General features: G+C 41.0%; 16 protein-coding genes. 10 read left to right on the forward strand and 6 right to left on the reverse strand.

The features are described from left to right. Positions 1-24: 24 nt before the first annotated feature. The 3 genes from CUU64_RS10005 to CUU64_RS10015 all read right to left on the reverse strand — a co-directional run bounded on the left by CUU64_RS10005 (position 25) and on the right by CUU64_RS10015 (position 3,378). Positions 25-924, reverse strand: a complete 900-nt coding sequence (locus CUU64_RS10005) for a YitT family protein (RefSeq protein ID WP_101633489.1) — start codon at positions 922-924, stop codon at positions 25-27. Between the two features lie 228 nt (positions 925-1,152). Beyond that, on the reverse strand, positions 1,153-1,770 hold the full coding sequence (locus tag CUU64_RS10010; protein WP_101633490.1) for an RraA family protein: 618 nt from the start codon (positions 1,768-1,770) through the stop codon (positions 1,153-1,155). Positions 1,771-1,926: 156 nt separating this feature from the next. Next, entirely contained in the window at positions 1,927-3,378 is a 1,452-nt protein-coding gene (locus tag CUU64_RS10015; RefSeq protein ID WP_101633491.1) for an alanine/glycine:cation symporter family protein, read from the reverse strand. Between the two features lie 469 nt (positions 3,379-3,847). Between CUU64_RS10015 and CUU64_RS10020 the strand changes: the two genes are divergently transcribed. Beyond that, on the forward strand, positions 3,848-5,995 hold the full coding sequence (locus CUU64_RS10020; protein WP_101633492.1) for an ATP-dependent Clp protease ATP-binding subunit: 2,148 nt from the start codon (positions 3,848-3,850) through the stop codon (positions 5,993-5,995). Between the two features lie 105 nt (positions 5,996-6,100). Here the strand turns inward: CUU64_RS10020 and CUU64_RS10025 are convergent, their stop codons facing one another. The 3 genes from CUU64_RS10025 to CUU64_RS10035 form a co-directional block, all read right to left on the reverse strand. Next, complete coding sequence (locus CUU64_RS10025; protein WP_101633493.1) at positions 6,101-6,607, reverse strand: cupin domain-containing protein; 507 nt, start codon at positions 6,605-6,607, stop codon at positions 6,101-6,103. Positions 6,608-6,841: 234 nt separating this feature from the next. Beyond that, positions 6,842-7,375, reverse strand: coding sequence for a YceI family protein (locus CUU64_RS10030; RefSeq protein ID WP_101633494.1), 534 nt, complete (start codon positions 7,373-7,375; stop codon positions 6,842-6,844). A gap of 188 nt (positions 7,376-7,563) precedes the next feature. Then, the gene (locus tag CUU64_RS10035) at positions 7,564-7,848 is read right to left on the reverse strand and encodes a DUF1450 domain-containing protein (protein WP_101633495.1); all 285 of its coding nucleotides are present in this window, start codon (positions 7,846-7,848) and stop codon (positions 7,564-7,566) included. 294 nt (positions 7,849-8,142) lie between these two features. On the opposite strand from CUU64_RS10035, the gene CUU64_RS10040 reads away from it, so the two are divergent. From CUU64_RS10040 to CUU64_RS10075, 9 genes are all read left to right on the forward strand, one after another. Continuing rightward, the gene (locus CUU64_RS10040) at positions 8,143-8,670 is read left to right on the forward strand and encodes an NADPH-dependent FMN reductase (RefSeq protein ID WP_308302366.1); all 528 of its coding nucleotides are present in this window, start codon (positions 8,143-8,145) and stop codon (positions 8,668-8,670) included. Between the two features lie 380 nt (positions 8,671-9,050). After that, a complete protein-coding gene (locus tag CUU64_RS10045; RefSeq protein ID WP_101633497.1) occupies positions 9,051-10,001 on the forward strand; it encodes an ABC transporter permease in 951 nt (316 codons plus the stop codon). After that, positions 9,994-10,944 carry an iron chelate uptake ABC transporter family permease subunit gene (locus CUU64_RS10050; protein ID WP_101633498.1) on the forward strand — a complete coding sequence of 317 codons (951 nt, stop codon included), beginning with the start codon at positions 9,994-9,996 and terminating at the stop codon, positions 10,942-10,944. The genes CUU64_RS10045 and CUU64_RS10050 overlap by 8 nt, the downstream gene beginning before the upstream one ends. Then, complete coding sequence (locus CUU64_RS10055) at positions 10,938-11,696, forward strand: iron ABC transporter ATP-binding protein (RefSeq protein WP_101633499.1); 759 nt, start codon at positions 10,938-10,940, stop codon at positions 11,694-11,696. The genes CUU64_RS10050 and CUU64_RS10055 overlap by 7 nt, the downstream gene beginning before the upstream one ends. Before the next feature lie 326 nt (positions 11,697-12,022). Beyond that, positions 12,023-12,850: a siderophore ABC transporter substrate-binding protein gene (locus CUU64_RS10060; protein WP_374702715.1), complete on the forward strand. Its 828-nt coding sequence runs from the start codon at positions 12,023-12,025 to the stop codon at positions 12,848-12,850. A 709-nt stretch (positions 12,851-13,559) separates the two neighbouring features. Beyond that, positions 13,560-15,521: a lipoteichoic acid synthase gene (gene ltaS / locus CUU64_RS10065; protein ID WP_101633632.1), complete on the forward strand. Its 1,962-nt coding sequence runs from the start codon at positions 13,560-13,562 to the stop codon at positions 15,519-15,521. Between the two features lie 182 nt (positions 15,522-15,703). Next, complete coding sequence (locus CUU64_RS10070; protein ID WP_101633501.1) at positions 15,704-16,543, forward strand: manganese catalase; 840 nt, start codon at positions 15,704-15,706, stop codon at positions 16,541-16,543. 162 nt (positions 16,544-16,705) lie between these two features. Further along, positions 16,706-16,867 (forward strand): hypothetical protein, encoded by a 162-nt coding sequence (locus tag CUU64_RS21975; RefSeq protein ID WP_180954554.1) that lies wholly within the window; start codon positions 16,706-16,708, stop codon positions 16,865-16,867. 83 nt (positions 16,868-16,950) lie between these two features. Then, a complete protein-coding gene (locus CUU64_RS10075) occupies positions 16,951-17,298 on the forward strand; it encodes a DUF948 domain-containing protein (protein ID WP_101633502.1) in 348 nt (115 codons plus the stop codon). Positions 17,299-17,530 lie beyond the last annotated feature (232 nt).

Raw genomic sequence — 17,530 nt, forward strand, 5'->3', positions numbered from 1 at the left:
AGCAACGGGGGACTGACCCCCAAATTAATGGATTCCTTTCTTTTTAAAACGTCCGCCTTTTACTTCTGCAATGTCGGCTATTGAAAGGAAGGCAGTGGGATCTGCTTCATCGACAATATCCTTTAATTTGGCTTCCTCCAGGCGGGTAATGATGCAAAAAATGACCTTTTTGTCGTCTCCCGAAAAGGCTCCTTCGCCGTTTAAATAGGTGACACCCCGGCCAAGACGGCTCAGGATTGCATCGCCGATTTCTCGATATTGGTCGCTAATGATCCAAACGGATTTGGACTCTTCCAGTCCGGTAATTGTTATATCAATAGCCTTGAAGGCGATGAAATAAGCGATAAGCGAATACATGGCCCGGTCCCAGGAAAAGACAAACCCTGCGCTGCCAAGTATAAAAATATTGAGGAACATGATGATTTCGCCGACTGAAAAAGGGAGTTTATTATTGGCCAGTATGGCTAAAACCTCGGTACCGTCTAAAGAACCGCCGTTCCTGATCACAATCCCAATTCCGACACCGATCGCAATCCCGCCAAACACAGTAGCAAGAAGCAAGTCATCGGTAAAAGCAGGTACCGGGTGAAACAGGGTTGTGGCAATCGAAAGGATGATGATTCCGTACAAGGTGGAAAAGGCAAAAGTTTTTCCAATTTGTTTGTAGCCAATTAAGATAAAAGGCAGGTTAAGAATGAATAAGAATGCACCGATTCCCCAACCGGTAACAGAGGAAAGCATAATGGATATGCCTGTAATGCCACCATCAATTACTCGATTGGGTACAAGAAAGATCTCGAGGCCCACTGCCATTAGGACAGCGCCAAATGTAATGAAGGCCAGCCTTTGCAAAAGCTGGGGCGTAGATCGCCGGCGGTGCTGCTTTTTAAGCAAGTTCTCGTGTTGAATATCATTAATTGTCATGAGCCACCTCTAATTCAAACCGTTATTTGAACGAGGTTTATAGTTTCTACAATACTTTTGTTATCATCCGCTATATTCTACTTGTCGTTCATTCACCATCAAATATGATAAAAAGAAAATGAATGAGGTATTGTTGCATTCAGAAAGCTAAAACCTTAGTTCATGTTACTTAAATTGTATTTTACCACAATAAGTAACATTTCCGATGAAATGTGCATTATGTAATCATCACTTTGCCAACATTCCGTCTAAGTATTTTTTTATTCCTTCGATATTTCCGGCAATGTTACTCTCCCGTTCTTCATCTTTTGCCATTTTATCAAGTGCCTTTTCGAGGACTTCTTTTTCGATGGATTGCGGAATGGATACAACACCGTCTGCGTCCCCGACGATGATATCTCCTGGCTCAATCGATACGCCGCCGCAAGAAATAGGAACATTGATTTCTCCAGGTCCCGCTTTGCTGCTTGCTGCCACAGTGGTCCCTTTGCTAAAGACAGGGAAATTCAATGCCTTGATACCTGCGATATCCCTGATCACACCGTCTACTACTAAAGCGCTGGCTCCCATTGTTTGAGCCATCCCTACTACAAAATCGCCTGCAATTGCTCGGTACCGGTTACCTTTAACATCCACTACGATTACATCGCCTGGCTTTGACTCTCTGATAGCTTTAAGTACTGCCAGATTATCTCCAACAGCCGTTTTTACGGTAAGGGCCCTCCCGGCAAAACGATAATCTTCCTTTAAGGGTTTAATGGCAGGATCAAGGTTGTTAAGCCCCTGCATCGCATCTGAAATACATGTAGTTGGAATGCTTTGAAATTGATTAATGATCGATTCCATAAAAACAACTCCTTTTTCTAAAAATTTAGTCAATTAATATTATACATATTTTTGTTTGTAATCAGGAAAAAAAGTCGGAAATGCACAAAAGAAAAACAGCACTTTATGGTAGCAAGTGCTGTTAATTTTAATTCAAATTTTTTACCTTGTAATCGATTAAGATATCCTTTCATCCGCATGTTTATGTTCGGATTCCCAATAATCCGCATTTTTAATCCCTAGTGCTTTAGGGTTAAATACCGGATCCAGTCCTTGCTTTTTTTGTCTCTCATAGTCCTTTAACGCAATGAGCGCAGGCTTCGCAAGAATCAAAATTGCAATGACATTCAGCCATACCATAATCCCCAGTCCTGCATCACCTAAAGCCCATGCTAATTCCGATTCTTTTACTGCGCCATAGAAAGAAGTAGCCATGATCACAATCTTTAATGCCAATATTGCAAACTTATTACCTTGGCGGGTTAAATAAGTGATATTCGTTTCTGCAATGTAATAGTAGGCCATGATGGTCGTGAATGCAAAGAAGAATAGGGCGATTGCTACAAAACCTGCCCCAAATCCAGGGATCACACTATCGATCGCGGCTTGTGTGTACGCCGGTCCTTCCTTAACACCTTCTAAATTTTGGACAATGAAAGAACCATCTTCCGCCTGCGTATTGTACATTCCAGTAAAGAGAATCATAAATGCGGTGGCGGAGCATACAAACAAAGTATCAATATAAACAGAAAATGCCTGTACCAACCCCTGTTTTGCAGGATGGGATACTTCAGCAGCCGCTGCTGGGTGTGCACCCGTACCCTGTCCTGCTTCATTCGAATAAATACCACGTTTTACTCCCCAAGAAATTGCCATTCCAATGATTCCGCCAAACGCAGAATCAAGGCCAAATGCACTTCTGAAAATAAGGGAAATGACTGCAGGCAATTCGGTGATATTCATAATAATGATAATGACAGATAATAGGATATAACCTAAAGCCATGAAAGGAACAATTAGTTGAGCGGCATTAGCAATTCTTTTTACCCCGCCGAAAATAATAAAACCTAAGAGGATAACGATGCCCGCTCCTGTTATAGCAGGATGAATCCCAAATGCATTTTCAACGCCTACTGCAATGGAATTCGATTGAACGCCCGGCATAAGAATTGCCATTGCCAAAACGGCAGCTAAAGCAAATAATACAGCAAACCATTTCCAGCCAATGCCTTTTTCTATATAGAAGGCAGGGCCGCCTCGGTATTGGCCGTCATGTTTTACCTTGTAGATTTGAGCCAATGTTGATTCAACAAAGGCACTGGCAGCGCCAATAAACGCGATTGCCCACATCCAGAACACAGCTCCAGGACCACCAAATGCAATGGCTGTTGCCACCCCGGCAATATTACCGGTTCCAACACGCCCTGATAGTGCAATAGACAGCGCCTGGAAAGACGATACCCCAGCCTCCGAGCTTTTGCCCTGGAACATTAGCATAATCATATCTTTAATGTGTCTTACCTGAAGAAAACGAGTTAAAATTGAAAATAATAGCCCAACTCCGAGTAAAGTGTAAATCACAGGTGTACTCCAGAGGATGCCATTTAATCCACTCACAAAACCCTCCATAAAATCCCTCTCTTTTTCTGAAAATTTGATATTTTATAATTATAATTCAGAAATCAAGATTTAACAATAAGCTTGTGAGGATCCCTTTCATTCAGCGTGAAGCAGTATTGCGAAATAATAGAAGTGAAAAATCACTTTCGAAAAGAATAGAAAGAATAACTTCATATAAAAATATTTTGGCATTATTAATAGCAATTTACAGACGGATTCACCGAGGGTGTAATTTTTTAGGCGAAAGGGGTTGAAAGTCAAAGAAGGTCAGAGTATAATAAGGTCAGTGATGGTCAAATATTCAGAAACATGCATCAAACATGAATTTGCAGCCATATTTCGACGCCAACTAACTGTCATAGGCAAGAATCTTGAAAGTCAAAGAAGATCAATATATAATAAAAGTCAAAGATAGTCAAAGTCAAACTAAAACTAAAAAATAATGAAAACAAAATTTAAACATAGGAGGAGTACATGTATGAATTGTGAAAAGTGTCAATCTAACCCGGCGGCAATTTCGTTGCATGTAAGTGTTAATGGCCATCACCATAATGTTAATTTGTGCTCCGCTTGCTATAAAGAGGAACGCAAAAAAATGGGAGCAGCAATGGGAGGAATGAATATGGGGAACGGATTTCCTTTAGATGAGTTCTTTAAGTCATTCGGCCAAATGCCTAACAACATGGAATCAGGCGTTGAAAATAAAAAAGCAAAACCTGCCCAAGGGGGACGAGGAGGAAATGGCTTCCTTGACCAGTTCGGGCGAAATCTTACACAGCACGCAAAGGCTGGCCTAATTGATCCAGTTATCGGACGTGATGAAGAAGTCAAGCGTGTCATCGAAATTCTTAATAGACGAAATAAAAACAACCCGGTATTGATTGGGGAACCAGGGGTAGGTAAAACAGCTATCGCAGAAGGCCTTGCATTGAAAATTGCGGAAGGTGAAGTACCAACAAAACTCCGTTCAAAAGAAGTGTACCTTCTAGACGTCGCTTCTCTCGTTTCCAATACAGGTATCCGTGGCCAATTTGAAGAGCGGATGAAACAGCTGATTTCAGAATTACAGGAAAGAAAGAATATTGTCTTATTTATTGATGAAATTCATCAAATTGTTGGGGCAGGATCAGCGGAAGGATCCATGGACGCAGGAAATATTCTAAAACCTGCATTGGCCCGTGGTGAACTTCAACTGGTAGGTGCCACAACATTAGCTGAATACCGGAAAATTGAGAAGGATGCAGCACTTGAACGCCGCTTCCAGCCTGTAACTGTTGATGAACCTACTCCTACTGAAGCGTTGGAGATTTTAAACGGCTTAAAAGACCGTTATGAAACATTCCATGAAGTAACTTATAGTGAAGAGGCACTAAAAGCGGCCGTGGAACTTTCACACCGCTATATCCAGGATCGCTTCCTTCCAGACAAAGCGATCGACCTTATGGATGAAGCTGGTTCTAAATTGAACCTAACAATTGAGGGCGGCCAGGAAGAAGATATAAAGGCACGCCTAGCTGAAATAGATAAGCAAAAAGAGAAAGCCCTTGAAAAAGAAGCATATGAAGAAGCTGCCAAGCTAAGAGACGAAGAAGCTAAGCTTGAAAAAATGCTTGAATCAAACGAGGCATTTGAACGCCCAGTTGTTATGGCTGAGCATATCCACGAAATTATCGAACAGAAGACAGGTATTCCTGTCGGTAAGCTGCAAGAAAATGAACAGGCAAAAATGCTTCATCTGCAAGAAGAGCTTACAAAAAAGGTAATCGGCCAGGAAGAAGCAGTACGAAAAGTGGCTAAAGCAATCCGCAGAAGCCGCGCTGGTTTGAAATCCAAAAACCGCCCGATCGGATCATTCCTATTCGTGGGTCCAACAGGTGTCGGTAAAACAGAACTATCCAAAACACTCGCTGAAGAACTATTCGGTTCTAAAGATGCGATGATCCGCCTTGATATGAGTGAGTATATGGAAAAACACAGCGTTTCTAAGCTGATTGGTTCCCCTCCAGGTTATGTAGGCCATGAGGAAGCTGGACAGCTCACTGAAAAAGTGCGCCGTAAACCATATAGCATCATTCTCTTGGACGAAATTGAAAAGGCTCATCCGGATGTTATGCATATGTTCCTTCAAATTCTTGAAGATGGCCGCTTAACAGACAGCCAAGGCCGCACTGTGAATTTCAAGGACACCGTCATTATCATGACAAGTAACGCAGGTGTCGGCGAAAAACGGAAAGTAATGGGCTTCGGCACTGAATCTGCGGTGGAAGAGGCAACAATCCTGCAATCATTAGGCAATTACTTTAAACCTGAATTTTTGAACCGTTTTGACAGCATTATCGAATTTTCATCATTGAAGAAAGAAGATCTGCTTCAAATCGTTGATATTATGCTGCGTGATCTTGACGAAACAATCGCTGAACAGGGAATGGCCCTAGAAGTGACTGTGGAAGCAAAAGAAAAATTGGCTGAACTGGGATACCATCCTTCATTTGGTGCAAGACCGCTCCGCCGTATCATCCAGGAGCAATTAGAAGATGGAATTGCCGACTTCATCTTTGAACAACCCGAAATAAAAAGCTTTAAAGCGGTTGTTGAAGAAGGCAAATTAAAAATTACTGCAGCCTAATAAACTGTTTAAATGCCTCCCGCATGCAAGTTGGGGGGCATTTATATACATATAAATCAATATAAAAAAAACGATTGGAGATCCAACCGTTTTCTTTGCTGAGAATTAGGACTCGTTCTTTTTCCAGTAATTTAATAACGGGCCCTCAGTTCCATATATAGGATCATGGTCTGGAAGTGGGACTTGTTTTATATCATCCAATGCCAGCAGCCGATCCTCACCATGTGCCGTTTTCGTGTTGTATTCCATTCCATCAGGGTATGCTCCCGCCACTTTAAAGTCTGGACTGGAATCTATTCTTTTATGTCCGGTTCCGGCGGGAAGCACCACTACATCTCCTTCACTTAACTGAAGCTCCATCCCTTTATCGCCGCCGATTCGTACTGTTGCCGTTCCTTTCACTATAGCAAGAGCTTCGTGCGAGTTGCTGTGGTAATGATGGAAATCAAATATACCGTTCACCCAGCTATTTCCCCAGTTATTTTGATTGAAGATCTCTTCTGCCTGGGCGGCCTTGCCTTCTAGTGCTGCCGGATAAAATAAAACCGGCAAATTGGGGTTATTAGGAATTACCCCATCATCCTCAAAATAAAAGAAGTTAACCTTTGACATGAATACACCCTCCCTGTTTCTCATCTTTTTCCCTTCAAGATTCTAATATAAACTGTGTTTTATTTCTTTAAGGGTATAGTTGAAACTTTTGTGGGACGACATATTTTGATAGGTAAAACATAGAAGGGATCATATGTATGGCGTTTAATGTGTAATTCTTTTTTTATAGTCGGTATTTACAGGTGTTCAAACAACAGGAAGCAGGCGTCAAAAACGCCTGCTCCTTCCGTTCTGTTATGCTTCTTTGGATGCTTCAATTTCTAATGTAATCGTGATTTTATCACCGATAAGGACGCCGCCCGTTTCAAGAGCAGCATTATAAGTGAGGCCGTAGTCACTGCGGTTAATTGCGCCTTTTCCGCTGAATCCAGCTACTTCTTGCCCCCATGGATTTTTCCCTTGGCCTTCGAATACTACAGCGAAGGTTTCTGGACGGGTTACATTATTAATCGTTAGATCTCCGGTAACGTTATATTCATCTTCATCCGTTTTCTCGATTGTAGTTGTTTTAAATGTAATAGTCGGATTTTTTTCAACATCGAAAAAGTCCGCTGAACGTAAATGATTGTCACGGTCAGTGTTCCGTGTATCGATGCTATTTACATCGATGGTGAATTCGATGGTAGCAGTTGTCAAATCAGCTGGATCAGCTTCAACGGAAGCATCAAATTTATGGAATGTTCCTTTCGTTTTAGCCACCATCATGTGTTTTACTGAAAAGTCGATGCTGCTGTGAGCGGGATCTACTACCCATTTTTGGTTTGCCATATAAATTCCTCCTAGATAGAAAAGTTTTAAATCATTTATCTCAAATTCAAGATATGTGAATCTGAAATAATTATATGAAGTAGAATGAAAAAAGTCAAACTTATTTTATTTATACTTGGAAAAATTAATCAAATGCTAATTTAGTCATAAAAAAAAGACGGCTTAGTGTATTTTGCCATCTTCATTGATTATTCCAGTCTATTTAATTTTTCTAATAGATCTTCCGGTTTTTCCCCGATGATCCTTTGGCCATCCACCTGGGCATAAGGCGATTGTTTGCAAAGCTTACAGTGGCTTAAACATTCAAATTCCTTGTAATCTATTGAAGGCTGTGACAAAAACTCCTGGAAAAGAGGGAAGGTTTCATCCGTTACAAACCTATCCAGGTTATTCTGGCAAAATTCAACCATGATCTTCTTTTCCTTTGAAAAAAGTTTTGTAAAAAATGACTTCACAATATCTTCTTCCTTCATCAATATTTCTGCATTAATCTGTATTCAGTGTACAGCTTTTTATTCCTTCAGGTAAACCAGAAAGTTTCTAATTAAGCATCCACCAATGTTTTGACGCTTCACGCATTGGGGGCCGGTCCCCAAAAGTAGGTATGCTGTAACTCGTCCGAATAAGACATTTATCCATTTACCGTATCGTCTTCCGGTATCTTAGAGCAGAAAAGTACATAAATCAGCATGACACCGTTTATAATGAGTACATCGAAAAAGTTTACTGCAGTTGTTTATCACCGAGGAGGAAGCACATTGAAATTAGTGGGAATTTCCGGGGCCTTGATCGGCGCCAAGACAGCGAAGATTGTTGAAGAAGTCCTGAATCGGGCAAAAGAAAAAAATCCCAGTCTTGAAACAGAGCTTATTGATTTACGTGATTATCAAATAGAATTTGTGGATGGAAGACCGCTTGAATCTTATAATGATGACACGAAAAATGTTGTTGAAAAAATCTTAAAAGCAGACTTTTTTGTTATCGGTACACCGGTTTATCAAGCTTCCATTACTGGGGCCTTGAAAAACCTGTTTGACCATTTGCCAACAACCGTATTTGAGACCAAAGTCGTCGGTTTTGTTTCCACGGCAGGTTCAAACCATCATTCTCTTGTTGCTGAAAATCAATTGCGTCCGATTCTTTCATTTTTCAAGGCATTGGTTGCGAGCAAGAATGTTTTTGTATCAAATGATAGCTTCGACCGTGAAAATGAAATCACCAATGAAGATGTGGATCGCAGGCTGAGCGAGTTGGCAGAAGAACTATTGTTCCTCCAAGGAAAACTAAAAGGATAAAGAAGGGGAGGGGTAGGGAAATTTCCTCCCTCTTTTTAAGGCCGTTTGCGTATCTTTAAATAAGAAATCCGACAAAAAGGTTTAAGACATAGAAGGTTATGATTTGATTAAGAATGATTACAACTCCATCTTCCTTTTTTTATCTCCAGTAAACTCCTCTAAAATCATTGACACATGCCAATTAAATTATTAAAATATTCATGTAATTGATAATGAATATCATTGTTAAAATTGAACACTTGATTTACGCCTTTTTTTATGAGAATAATTGATAATGAATCTCATTGATTATTATTTTTTTAAGATTAATTGATAATGAATCTCGTTATCTCTCAGGATAACGAAAAGAGCTGAGTTATCTAGGAAGAGCAGGAAACGCTATGAAGAAGAGATATTTGTTTGCAGCTTTCATAATACTGTCAATTACATCCTTGTTTGTCGGTGTTAAAGATATCACGCCACTAGATTTATTTAGTCTCAGCAATGACCAGTTGGAGATCATGATGATCAGCCGGGTGCCAAGATTGGTAAGCCTGATATTGGCCGGAGCGAGCATGAGTATATGCGGATTGATCATGCAGCAGCTGAGCCGAAACAAATTCGTTTCGCCGACTACTGCAGGCACAATGGACGCAGCGAGGCTCGGAATCCTGGTTTCACTCATTCTCTTCTCTTCTGCAACAATGATGGAGAAGATGTTGATTGCATCCTTGTTTGCCCTTGCAGGGACTTTCCTGTTCATGAGGCTGCTTGAGAAAATAAAATTCAAAGATGCGATTTTTATCCCGCTGGTTGGGCTGATGTTTGGCAGCATCTTAAGTTCAATCACTACCTTTTTTGCTTATAAGCATGATTTGATCCAAAGCATATCTGCTTGGCTTCATGGAGATTTCTCGATGATTATGTCCGGAAGGTATGAAATGATTTATATAAGCGTTCCGCTTCTTATCATTTCTTATATGTTTGCACATAAATTTACTGTCGCCGGAATGGGGGAGGAATTTTCGACAAACCTTGGCCTAAATTACCGTTTCGTTGTGAACACAGGCCTGGTTATTGTAGCCATTTCGACAACTTCGGTGATGCTGACCGTAGGGACGATTCCATTCCTTGGGTTAGTTGTTCCAAATATTGTTTCCATCTATCACGGAGACAATTTAAAAAAAAATCTGTCACATACCGCATTATTGGGAGCAGTCTTCCTCATTTTCTGCGATATTCTCGGCAGGATTATCATCTATCCATATGAAATTCCAATCGGGCTTACGGTCGGGGTAATTGGAAGTGGAATTTTTCTTTACTTATTGATGGGGAGAAAGGCATATGCATAAAAAAACCAAAATGGGAATACTTGCAGCCATTGCCGTAATCCTGATTATCATCTTTCTTTTTACGGACATGGGAAACTACTGGGGATATGTCCTTCCTAACAGAAGCATTAAAATATTGGCGCTTGTCCTGACCGGTGCCGCGATTGCATTCTCGACAGTTGTGTTCCAAACAATTACCAACAACCGGATTCTTACGCCGGGCATTATCGGCCTCGATTCCCTTTATATGCTGATCCAAACATTCTTAATATTTGCTTTTGGCGCAAGCGACCTTAGTGTGATGAATAAAAGCATCAACTTTTTAGTATCTGTAGGCTTGATGGTTCTATTTGCCGGGGTATTGTATAAGTTCCTTTTCAAGCGTGAAGGCCAGAATATTTACTTTCTTTTATTAGTCGGCTTGGTCATGGGAACACTGTTCCAAAGCTTTTCATCATTCATGCAGGTAATCATTGATCCGAATGAGTTCCAAATCATCCAGGACAGGATGTTCGCAAGCTTCAATAATATCAATACGGATTTGCTTATACTTTCATTTGTTTTGATGGTTGCGGTGTTCATCTATTTTTGGAAATTTGTGAAATTCTTGGATGTCTTGTCACTCGGTAAAGAACAGGCGATCAATCTTGGTGTTGATTATAACTATGTTGTTAAAAGGCTATTAATCGTTGTAGCGATTTTAATCTCCATTGCGACTGCCCTTGTTGGCCCGATTACTTTCCTCGGCCTGCTTGTGGTGAACGTAGCCTATCAGTTTATTAAGACATACCAGCATACCTACTTAATTTTAAGTTCTATATTCATCAGTATTATTGCACTAGTCGGAGGCCTTTTGATCGTCGAAAGAGTATTCACCTTTTCGACAACGCTCAGTGTTATTATCAATTTCATTGGTGGAGCGTATTTTATTTATCTTTTATTAAAGGAGAATAAATCATGGTAGAAGTTAGAAATGTCTCGAAACGATATGGCAATAAATATGTTGTTGAAAATGTGTCCTTGGAGATCCCGAAAGGAAAAATCACTTCTTTTATCGGACCAAACGGAGCGGGGAAAAGTACGCTTTTATCCATGATCGCAAGGCTTAACGGTACAGATTCCGGGGAGATCCTGATTGACGGAATGGAAGTTGGAAAATGCAAAAGCAGCGAGTTGTCCAAAAAAATCTCAATCTTGAAACAATCGAACCATATTAATATCCGGCTAACAGTCCGTGAATTGGTTTCCTTTGGCCGCTTTCCATATTCCCAAGGGAGATTGACGAAGGAAGATTGGAGATTTGTAGATGAAGCAATTGATTATATGGAGCTAGGCGATATCCAGGATAAGTTTCTTGACCAGCTAAGTGGAGGGCAGCAGCAGCGTGCCTATATTGCAATGGTCATTGCCCAGGATACTGAATATATCCTGCTGGATGAACCATTAAATAATCTTGATATGAAACATTCCGTTCAAATTATGAAGGTTTTAAGAAGGCTTACGGAGGAATTAGGAAAAACCGTGGTCGTTGTAATCCACGATATCAATTTTGCCTCTGTGTATTCTGATTACATCGTTGCGCTTAAGGATGGCAAGGTAGTCCATGAGGGCCCAACAGAAGCAATCATCAGCCAGCCAGCACTAAAAGATATTTATGATATGGATATCAGCATTCAAAACATCAATTGTAACAGGATTTGTGTGTACTATGCTTAAACCCTGCCATTTGGTATAAAGGTAAGACAGATTGCTGTGAAACTTGTAGCCTGTGAAAGTCAGTATGGAGGATGCAGCGGGTGGCTGGGCGCCCAAATTATTTTGGTGCTATCCGCGTCGCCTTCTAAGATTAGAGCAGGCAATGATTAATAGCTTATCTGTCGATAACTTTACATATAAAAAAATATACGAGGTGCAATTAGATGAAGAAAAAATTATCCTTATTTTTAATAATTGCCGTTTTGGCCATATTCGCAACAGCTTGCGGCCCGCAAGAATCCGAAGACAATAAAGGTGGTTCTGAGGCAAATAAAGAATCTGAAACAATGACGATCAAGCATCAATTAGGAGAAGCAAAAGTAAAGAAAAACCCAGAAAAAGTTGTGACTTTTGACTTTGGTTCGCTGGATACTTTGGATAAGCTTGGGGTTGATGTCACAGGTGTGCCAGTAGATAATCTTCCTGCCTATTTGGATAAATACAAGAATGCAGAAAACGTTGGGGGATTAATGGAACCTGATTTTGAAAAAATTAATGAACTTCAGCCAGATTTAATCATTATCTCAGCAAGACAGCAGGATTCCTATGATAAATTTAATGAAATAGCCCCAACTGTATTCATGGGCATCGACTATAATAATTATATGGATTCCTTTAAAGAAAACGTGACAACGCTCGGCAAAATTTTCGGGAAAGAAGCTGAAGCTAAGGATGAGCTTGCTAAAATCGACGAGTCTATTGCCAGTATCAAAGAAAAAACAGCAGGCAAGGAAGACAAAGCTTTGATTACGCTGACATCAGGAGGTAAGGTAACAGCGTTCGGTCCTGCTTCACGCTTCGGCCTTATCCATGATGTATTTGGAATTAAACCGGCTGCCCAAGACCTTGAAACCGACCCAAGGCATGGCCAAAATATTTCATTTGAATTTATTGCTGAGCAAAATCCCGACATCCTATATGTAATCGACCGTGATGCTGCTGTAGGAGAAGGCAATAATGCGAAACAGGTCATTGAAAATGATTTAGTGAAGAAAACGAATGCCTATAAAAATGATAAAATTGTTTACCTTGATCCTGGTTACTGGTACTTATCGGGTGGAGGATTGATTTCAGTCGCGGAGATGGTAAAAGAAGCGGAAGAAGGAATTAAATAAATTAAATCGTTAGACTGTCCATGTACACGGTGCTGGGCAGTTTTTTTATCCTATACGAATGAAGCTCTTTCGCATTAGCAATTAACAAATTAAGCAAACAAGCCCAAACAGACAAGCAGGCTTGAATTCTGCCAGGGTCCGTTGCCACGCATTGAAGAGAATGGAAAAGAGAAGGCTTGGTGTAGCTGGAATCCGTTGAGCATACCAGGAACCGAGCAAAAGCGATTTATATTACGGAAAGCGGAGAATTGTAAACAAATTGTATAACTGTAGTGGAAAAAAGATTAACACTGTTATATAATGGTAAAAGTGTTAAGGGGTTGTCTTCCCTAAAATTAGGGAACACTTGCCTCTTATCGGACATTTCATTTGGTTATTTTTTTTGGCGAAAATAATTACAATCGTGTATGCTTGTAAAGTACATATTTTCTTTATGTAAAGAATGCTTGTCATTTCTTAACAACAACGAACATATGCTTATGAATGTTGGTGGCTTCAGCTTGTCCAAAACCAAGCTTCGAATCATCTGTATGTGGCATAGAGAAGGGAATACAGTAAATTGCAGGGAAAAGGCCTAAACATCTTGTAAAGTTCAATCCCCGGTGTTACTATTTACTTTATGTCCATTCTCTCTTATGTTGTAAGGGAGTTTTTTATTGAAAATGGAAAGTTTAAATTCTTTACCAATAGATTGATAGAAGGTGATGGAATGAAAAACTTCTTAAAAAAGAGTGAGCACTTATTAAAAAATAAATTAGTCGGGTTTTTAGCTATCGCTGTTATTTTATTCTGGATTAAAACATACAGTGCATACAGAGCTGAGTTCAGCTTGGGTATAGACAATCTTATGCAGGAATTTCTGTTATTTATCAACCCGGTCAGTTCAGCGGTTTTTGTCTTTGGTCTGGCTTTGTTCGCTAAAGGAAAGAAAGCCTATAAATGGATTATCGGACTGAATGTTATCCTCTCTTTCCTTTTATATGCGAATATTATGTATTACCGTTTCTTCAGTGACTTTATTACCTTGCCGACACTGACACAGGTGAAGAATGCAGGGGATCTGGGGCAAAGCGTTAATGCGTTGTTCCGTCCTTACGACATCTTCTACTTCCTGGATACCATTATCTTAATTGCCCTTTTGGCATTTAAAATCGTGAAACCACAGGCAGAGAAGCTTCAGCGCCGGACGGTTGCGTCTGTGTTTGTCGGTGCTTTTATGTTCTTTACCATTAACCTTGGGCTGGCAGAAAAGGATCGTCCGCAGCTTTTGTCCCGTACGTTTGACCGTAACTATATCGTGAAATATCTTGGGATGTATAATTACACGGTGTATGATGCCATTCAAAATACCAAAACTTACGCCCAGCGCGCGACTGCCAACAGTACGGATATCGCAGAGGTTGTCAACTATACAAGGGCCACAAAAGCAGAACCCAACCCGGCTTATTTTGGAAAAGCAAAAGGGAAGAACGTCATTTACCTGCACCTTGAATCTATGCAGGAATTCATCATCGATTATAAGCTAAATGGCCAGGAAGTTACTCCGTTCCTTAACTCTTTGGCGCGCAGTAAAGACTTTATGTACTTTGATAACTTCTTCCACCAGACAGGCCAGGGCAAGACGGCGGATGCAGAGTTCCTCCTTGAAAATTCATTGTTCGGCTTGCCTCAGGGGGCAGCTTTCACGACCCAGGGCCAGAATACGTATCAGGCAGCTCCTGCGATTTTAGGGCAAAAAGGGTATACATCGGCGGTTTTCCATGGAAACTACAAGTCATTTTGGAACCGTGACAAGATTTATAAGTCCCTTGGCTTTGACAAGTTCTACGATGCAAGCTATTACAGTATGAAGCCGGAAGACGTCATGAACTATGGATTAAAGGATAAGCCTTTCTTTAGGGAGTCTATCCCAATGCTTGACAAGCTTCCGCAGCCGTTTTATTCAAAGTTCATAATGTTGTCAAACCACTTCCCGTTCCCATTGGACCAGAAGGAAGCTACCATCGCCAAGCATACGACAGGCGACCCTTCAGTGGATAATTACTTCCAGACAGCTCGCTACGCAGATGAAGCGCTCAGGGAATTCTTTGATTATTTAAAGTCGTCCGGGCTCTATGATAATTCAGTGATCATCATGTACGGCGACCATTATGGCATTTCAGCAAACCATAATAAAGCGATGTCCCAAGTTTTAGGGAAAGAAGTAGGCAAATTCGAGAATGCACAATTACAGCGTGTACCGTTATTCATACACGTACCGGGTGTGAAAGGCGGGGTTAAGCATGAATTCGGCGGTCAGATAGACTTAATGCCGACATTGCTTCACTTACTAGGAATAGACACCAAAGACTATGTACAATTTGGTTCCGACCTTTTGTCTAAAGAGCATGCTGAAATCGTGCCATTCCGGAACGGTGACTTCATAACTCCGAAGGTTACTGCCTTGAAAGGCAAATACTATGATAATGCAACGGGTGAACTCATTGAGAAGAATGAGAAAATTGCCCAGGATCAAAAAGCCGCGGAAACGATGCTGAGACTTTCCGATGAAGTAGTAAATGGAGACCTGCTGCGTTTTTATACACCTCAGGGATTCACTCCAATTGATCCACATGATTTTGAATATCCGATCGGTCACGCCGACTCAAAGTCAGCAACTTCTCCACAATAAAGGAAACAGGCAAGAAGAAACTTACTCTTCTTGCCTGTTTTTTTTAATACCGCTGTTTCAAACAATTGTGTGAGAAAAGAATTTTATTCAATTTTTTCGAGAAAAATCGTTTTTTGCTTGTCTAAACGGGTATCAGGGTTTCGTAAAGGCTCCACGCCAAATACTTTATTGGAGGGGATATTTTGTTTTATCATGTAAAGGAACTTCAATTCGAAGCGAAACCCGAAAGGCCGGATCCGTTATTTGCAAAGAAAATGCAGGAATTAATTGGAGGCCAGTATGGTGAAATGAGTGTCGCCATGCAATATTTGTTTCAGGGCTGGAGCACACGTGGAAATGAAAAATACCGAGATCTACTCCTCGATATAGGGACTGAAGAGATCGGCCATATTGAAATGCTGGCAACGATGGTCGCACGCCTGTTGGATAATGCCCCAGTGGAAGCTCAGGAAGAAGCTGCTAAAGACCCAGTAATCGGGGCTGTCTTGGGTGGAATGAATCCACAGCATGCCATCGTATCAGGTTTGGGGGCACGGCCTAGTGATAGTGTCGGAAATCCGTGGATGGGGAGCTATATAGTTTCAAGCGGGAATTTGCTTGCTGACTTCCGGGCCAATTTGAATGCGGAATCGCAAGGCAGACTGCAGGCAGTGAGGTTATATGAAATGTCCACTGACAGGGGAGTCAAGGATTTGCTATCCGTATTGATTGCCCGAGATGCGTACCACCAGAATCAATGGGCGGCAGCAATCGCTGAACTGGAGGAAAAAGAAGGGCTGCTTGTCCCAAGCACGTTCCCGAGGGAGAAAGAACGGCTAGACATTGCTTACACACTGTATAATTTCTCCCAAGGAGAGGAAAGCAGTACCGGACGCTGGGCTAACGGTGAAAGCCTAGATGGACAAGGTGAGTACAAATATGTCCAAAGCCCGCAGCCAGAGGCAGAAAAACCATTATTAGAACCGGCACCGCCTAAACTCCATAACACTTTGCCAATGGATAAGAATAAAACCATGATGTAACAATCTAACCGAACACATATGGGGCCAGACCCACCGAGACTTTTAGATAAAGTTGTGGCGTCTGGCCTTTTTAGCTTTGGTAACCTCAAACTTCCGGTGTATAGGCCGGTTTTATTATTTTCTTAAGGAATGTGTATTATAAATAGGGAGGTGGTGAGGGATATGCCAAGAGGAAAAGAATTAGAACAGCTCCCGATGGCGAACACTGCACCTAGTGCAGGTCGGGATATGCGAAAATGGGATCGGGAAAGTTTAAAAGAGGCTCCTTCCATTGAACCAAGGAATCTAGAGACAAGCATATCGGGTAGCGATACAGAAAACTAGTTGCGAACTGATACTGGATTTTCCGTTTTTAATGAAGGGTATTGGGGAAAAGAAATGTAAACAAGAAATGGAGGAGGCATCCTATGATTATTGTTTACTTAAGCATTGCTGTGGTAGTCGGCTCGCTGATTTACTTAGCCATATCAGCGGTAAAAACCTTCAAAGATACAAAGCCAGTAATGGATCGGATTACACGAACCACTGCCATGATACAGGCTAAGACGGAGCAGGTAAAAACTGAAACCGATAAACTGGCATTGACTCAAAAGGAAATTACTTCAGATGTCCAGTACAAAAAAGAGGCAATTCAGCAAACCATTAGCAATGCGAAACAAACACCTAAAGCTTTCACAGATGTATGGCATAGCTTAAAAGGAAGAAAACCCAGTAGAAAGTTCTCAACTAGACGTCGCATGGGAAATATATTGTAAACAAACAATCAGCATTCCAATTTTAAGGAATGCTGTAGTTTTTTATGAATTAATAAAATCTCGCAAAGAGGCTTACGTAACTAAATTAGCATCAATCACTTATCGAACTAGTCTGATCAGTCATGAACTAATGAAAAGAAATTTTCTCGCCCAACTTCAATAATAAAAGGCCTGGCAATTTTACACAACAGTTCCTGACGTACAGGTTCTGTATGCAAAACTTGCCAGGCCG

Source organism: Bacillus sp. V5-8f (assembly GCF_002863565.1).
Classification (GTDB): Bacteria; Bacillota; Bacilli; order Bacillales; family DSM-1321; genus Peribacillus.

Coding starts and splice junctions, on each gene's coding strand:
- CUU64_RS10005 (WP_101633489.1), bottom strand. CDS start 924: ATGACAATTAATGATATTCAACACGAGAACTTGCTTAAAAAGCAGCAC.
- CUU64_RS10010 (WP_101633490.1), bottom strand. CDS start 1,770: ATGGAATCGATCATTAATCAATTTCAAAGCATTCCAACTACATGTATT.
- CUU64_RS10015 (WP_101633491.1), bottom strand. CDS start 3,378: ATGGAGGGTTTTGTGAGTGGATTAAATGGCATCCTCTGGAGTACACCT.
- CUU64_RS10020 (WP_101633492.1), top strand. CDS start 3,848: ATGAATTGTGAAAAGTGTCAATCTAACCCGGCGGCAATTTCGTTGCAT.
- CUU64_RS10025 (WP_101633493.1), bottom strand. CDS start 6,607: ATGTCAAAGGTTAACTTCTTTTATTTTGAGGATGATGGGGTAATTCCT.
- CUU64_RS10030 (WP_101633494.1), bottom strand. CDS start 7,375: ATGGCAAACCAAAAATGGGTAGTAGATCCCGCTCACAGCAGCATCGAC.
- CUU64_RS10035 (WP_101633495.1), bottom strand. CDS start 7,848: ATGAAGGAAGAAGATATTGTGAAGTCATTTTTTACAAAACTTTTTTCA.
- CUU64_RS10045 (WP_101633497.1), top strand. CDS start 9,051: ATGAAGAAGAGATATTTGTTTGCAGCTTTCATAATACTGTCAATTACA.
- CUU64_RS10050 (WP_101633498.1), top strand. CDS start 9,994: ATGCATAAAAAAACCAAAATGGGAATACTTGCAGCCATTGCCGTAATC.
- CUU64_RS10055 (WP_101633499.1), top strand. CDS start 10,938: ATGGTAGAAGTTAGAAATGTCTCGAAACGATATGGCAATAAATATGTT.
- CUU64_RS10060 (WP_374702715.1), top strand. CDS start 12,023: ATGACGATCAAGCATCAATTAGGAGAAGCAAAAGTAAAGAAAAACCCA.
- ltaS (WP_101633632.1), top strand. CDS start 13,560: ATGAAAAACTTCTTAAAAAAGAGTGAGCACTTATTAAAAAATAAATTA.
- CUU64_RS21975 (WP_180954554.1), top strand. CDS start 16,706: ATGCCAAGAGGAAAAGAATTAGAACAGCTCCCGATGGCGAACACTGCA.
- CUU64_RS10075 (WP_101633502.1), top strand. CDS start 16,951: ATGATTATTGTTTACTTAAGCATTGCTGTGGTAGTCGGCTCGCTGATT.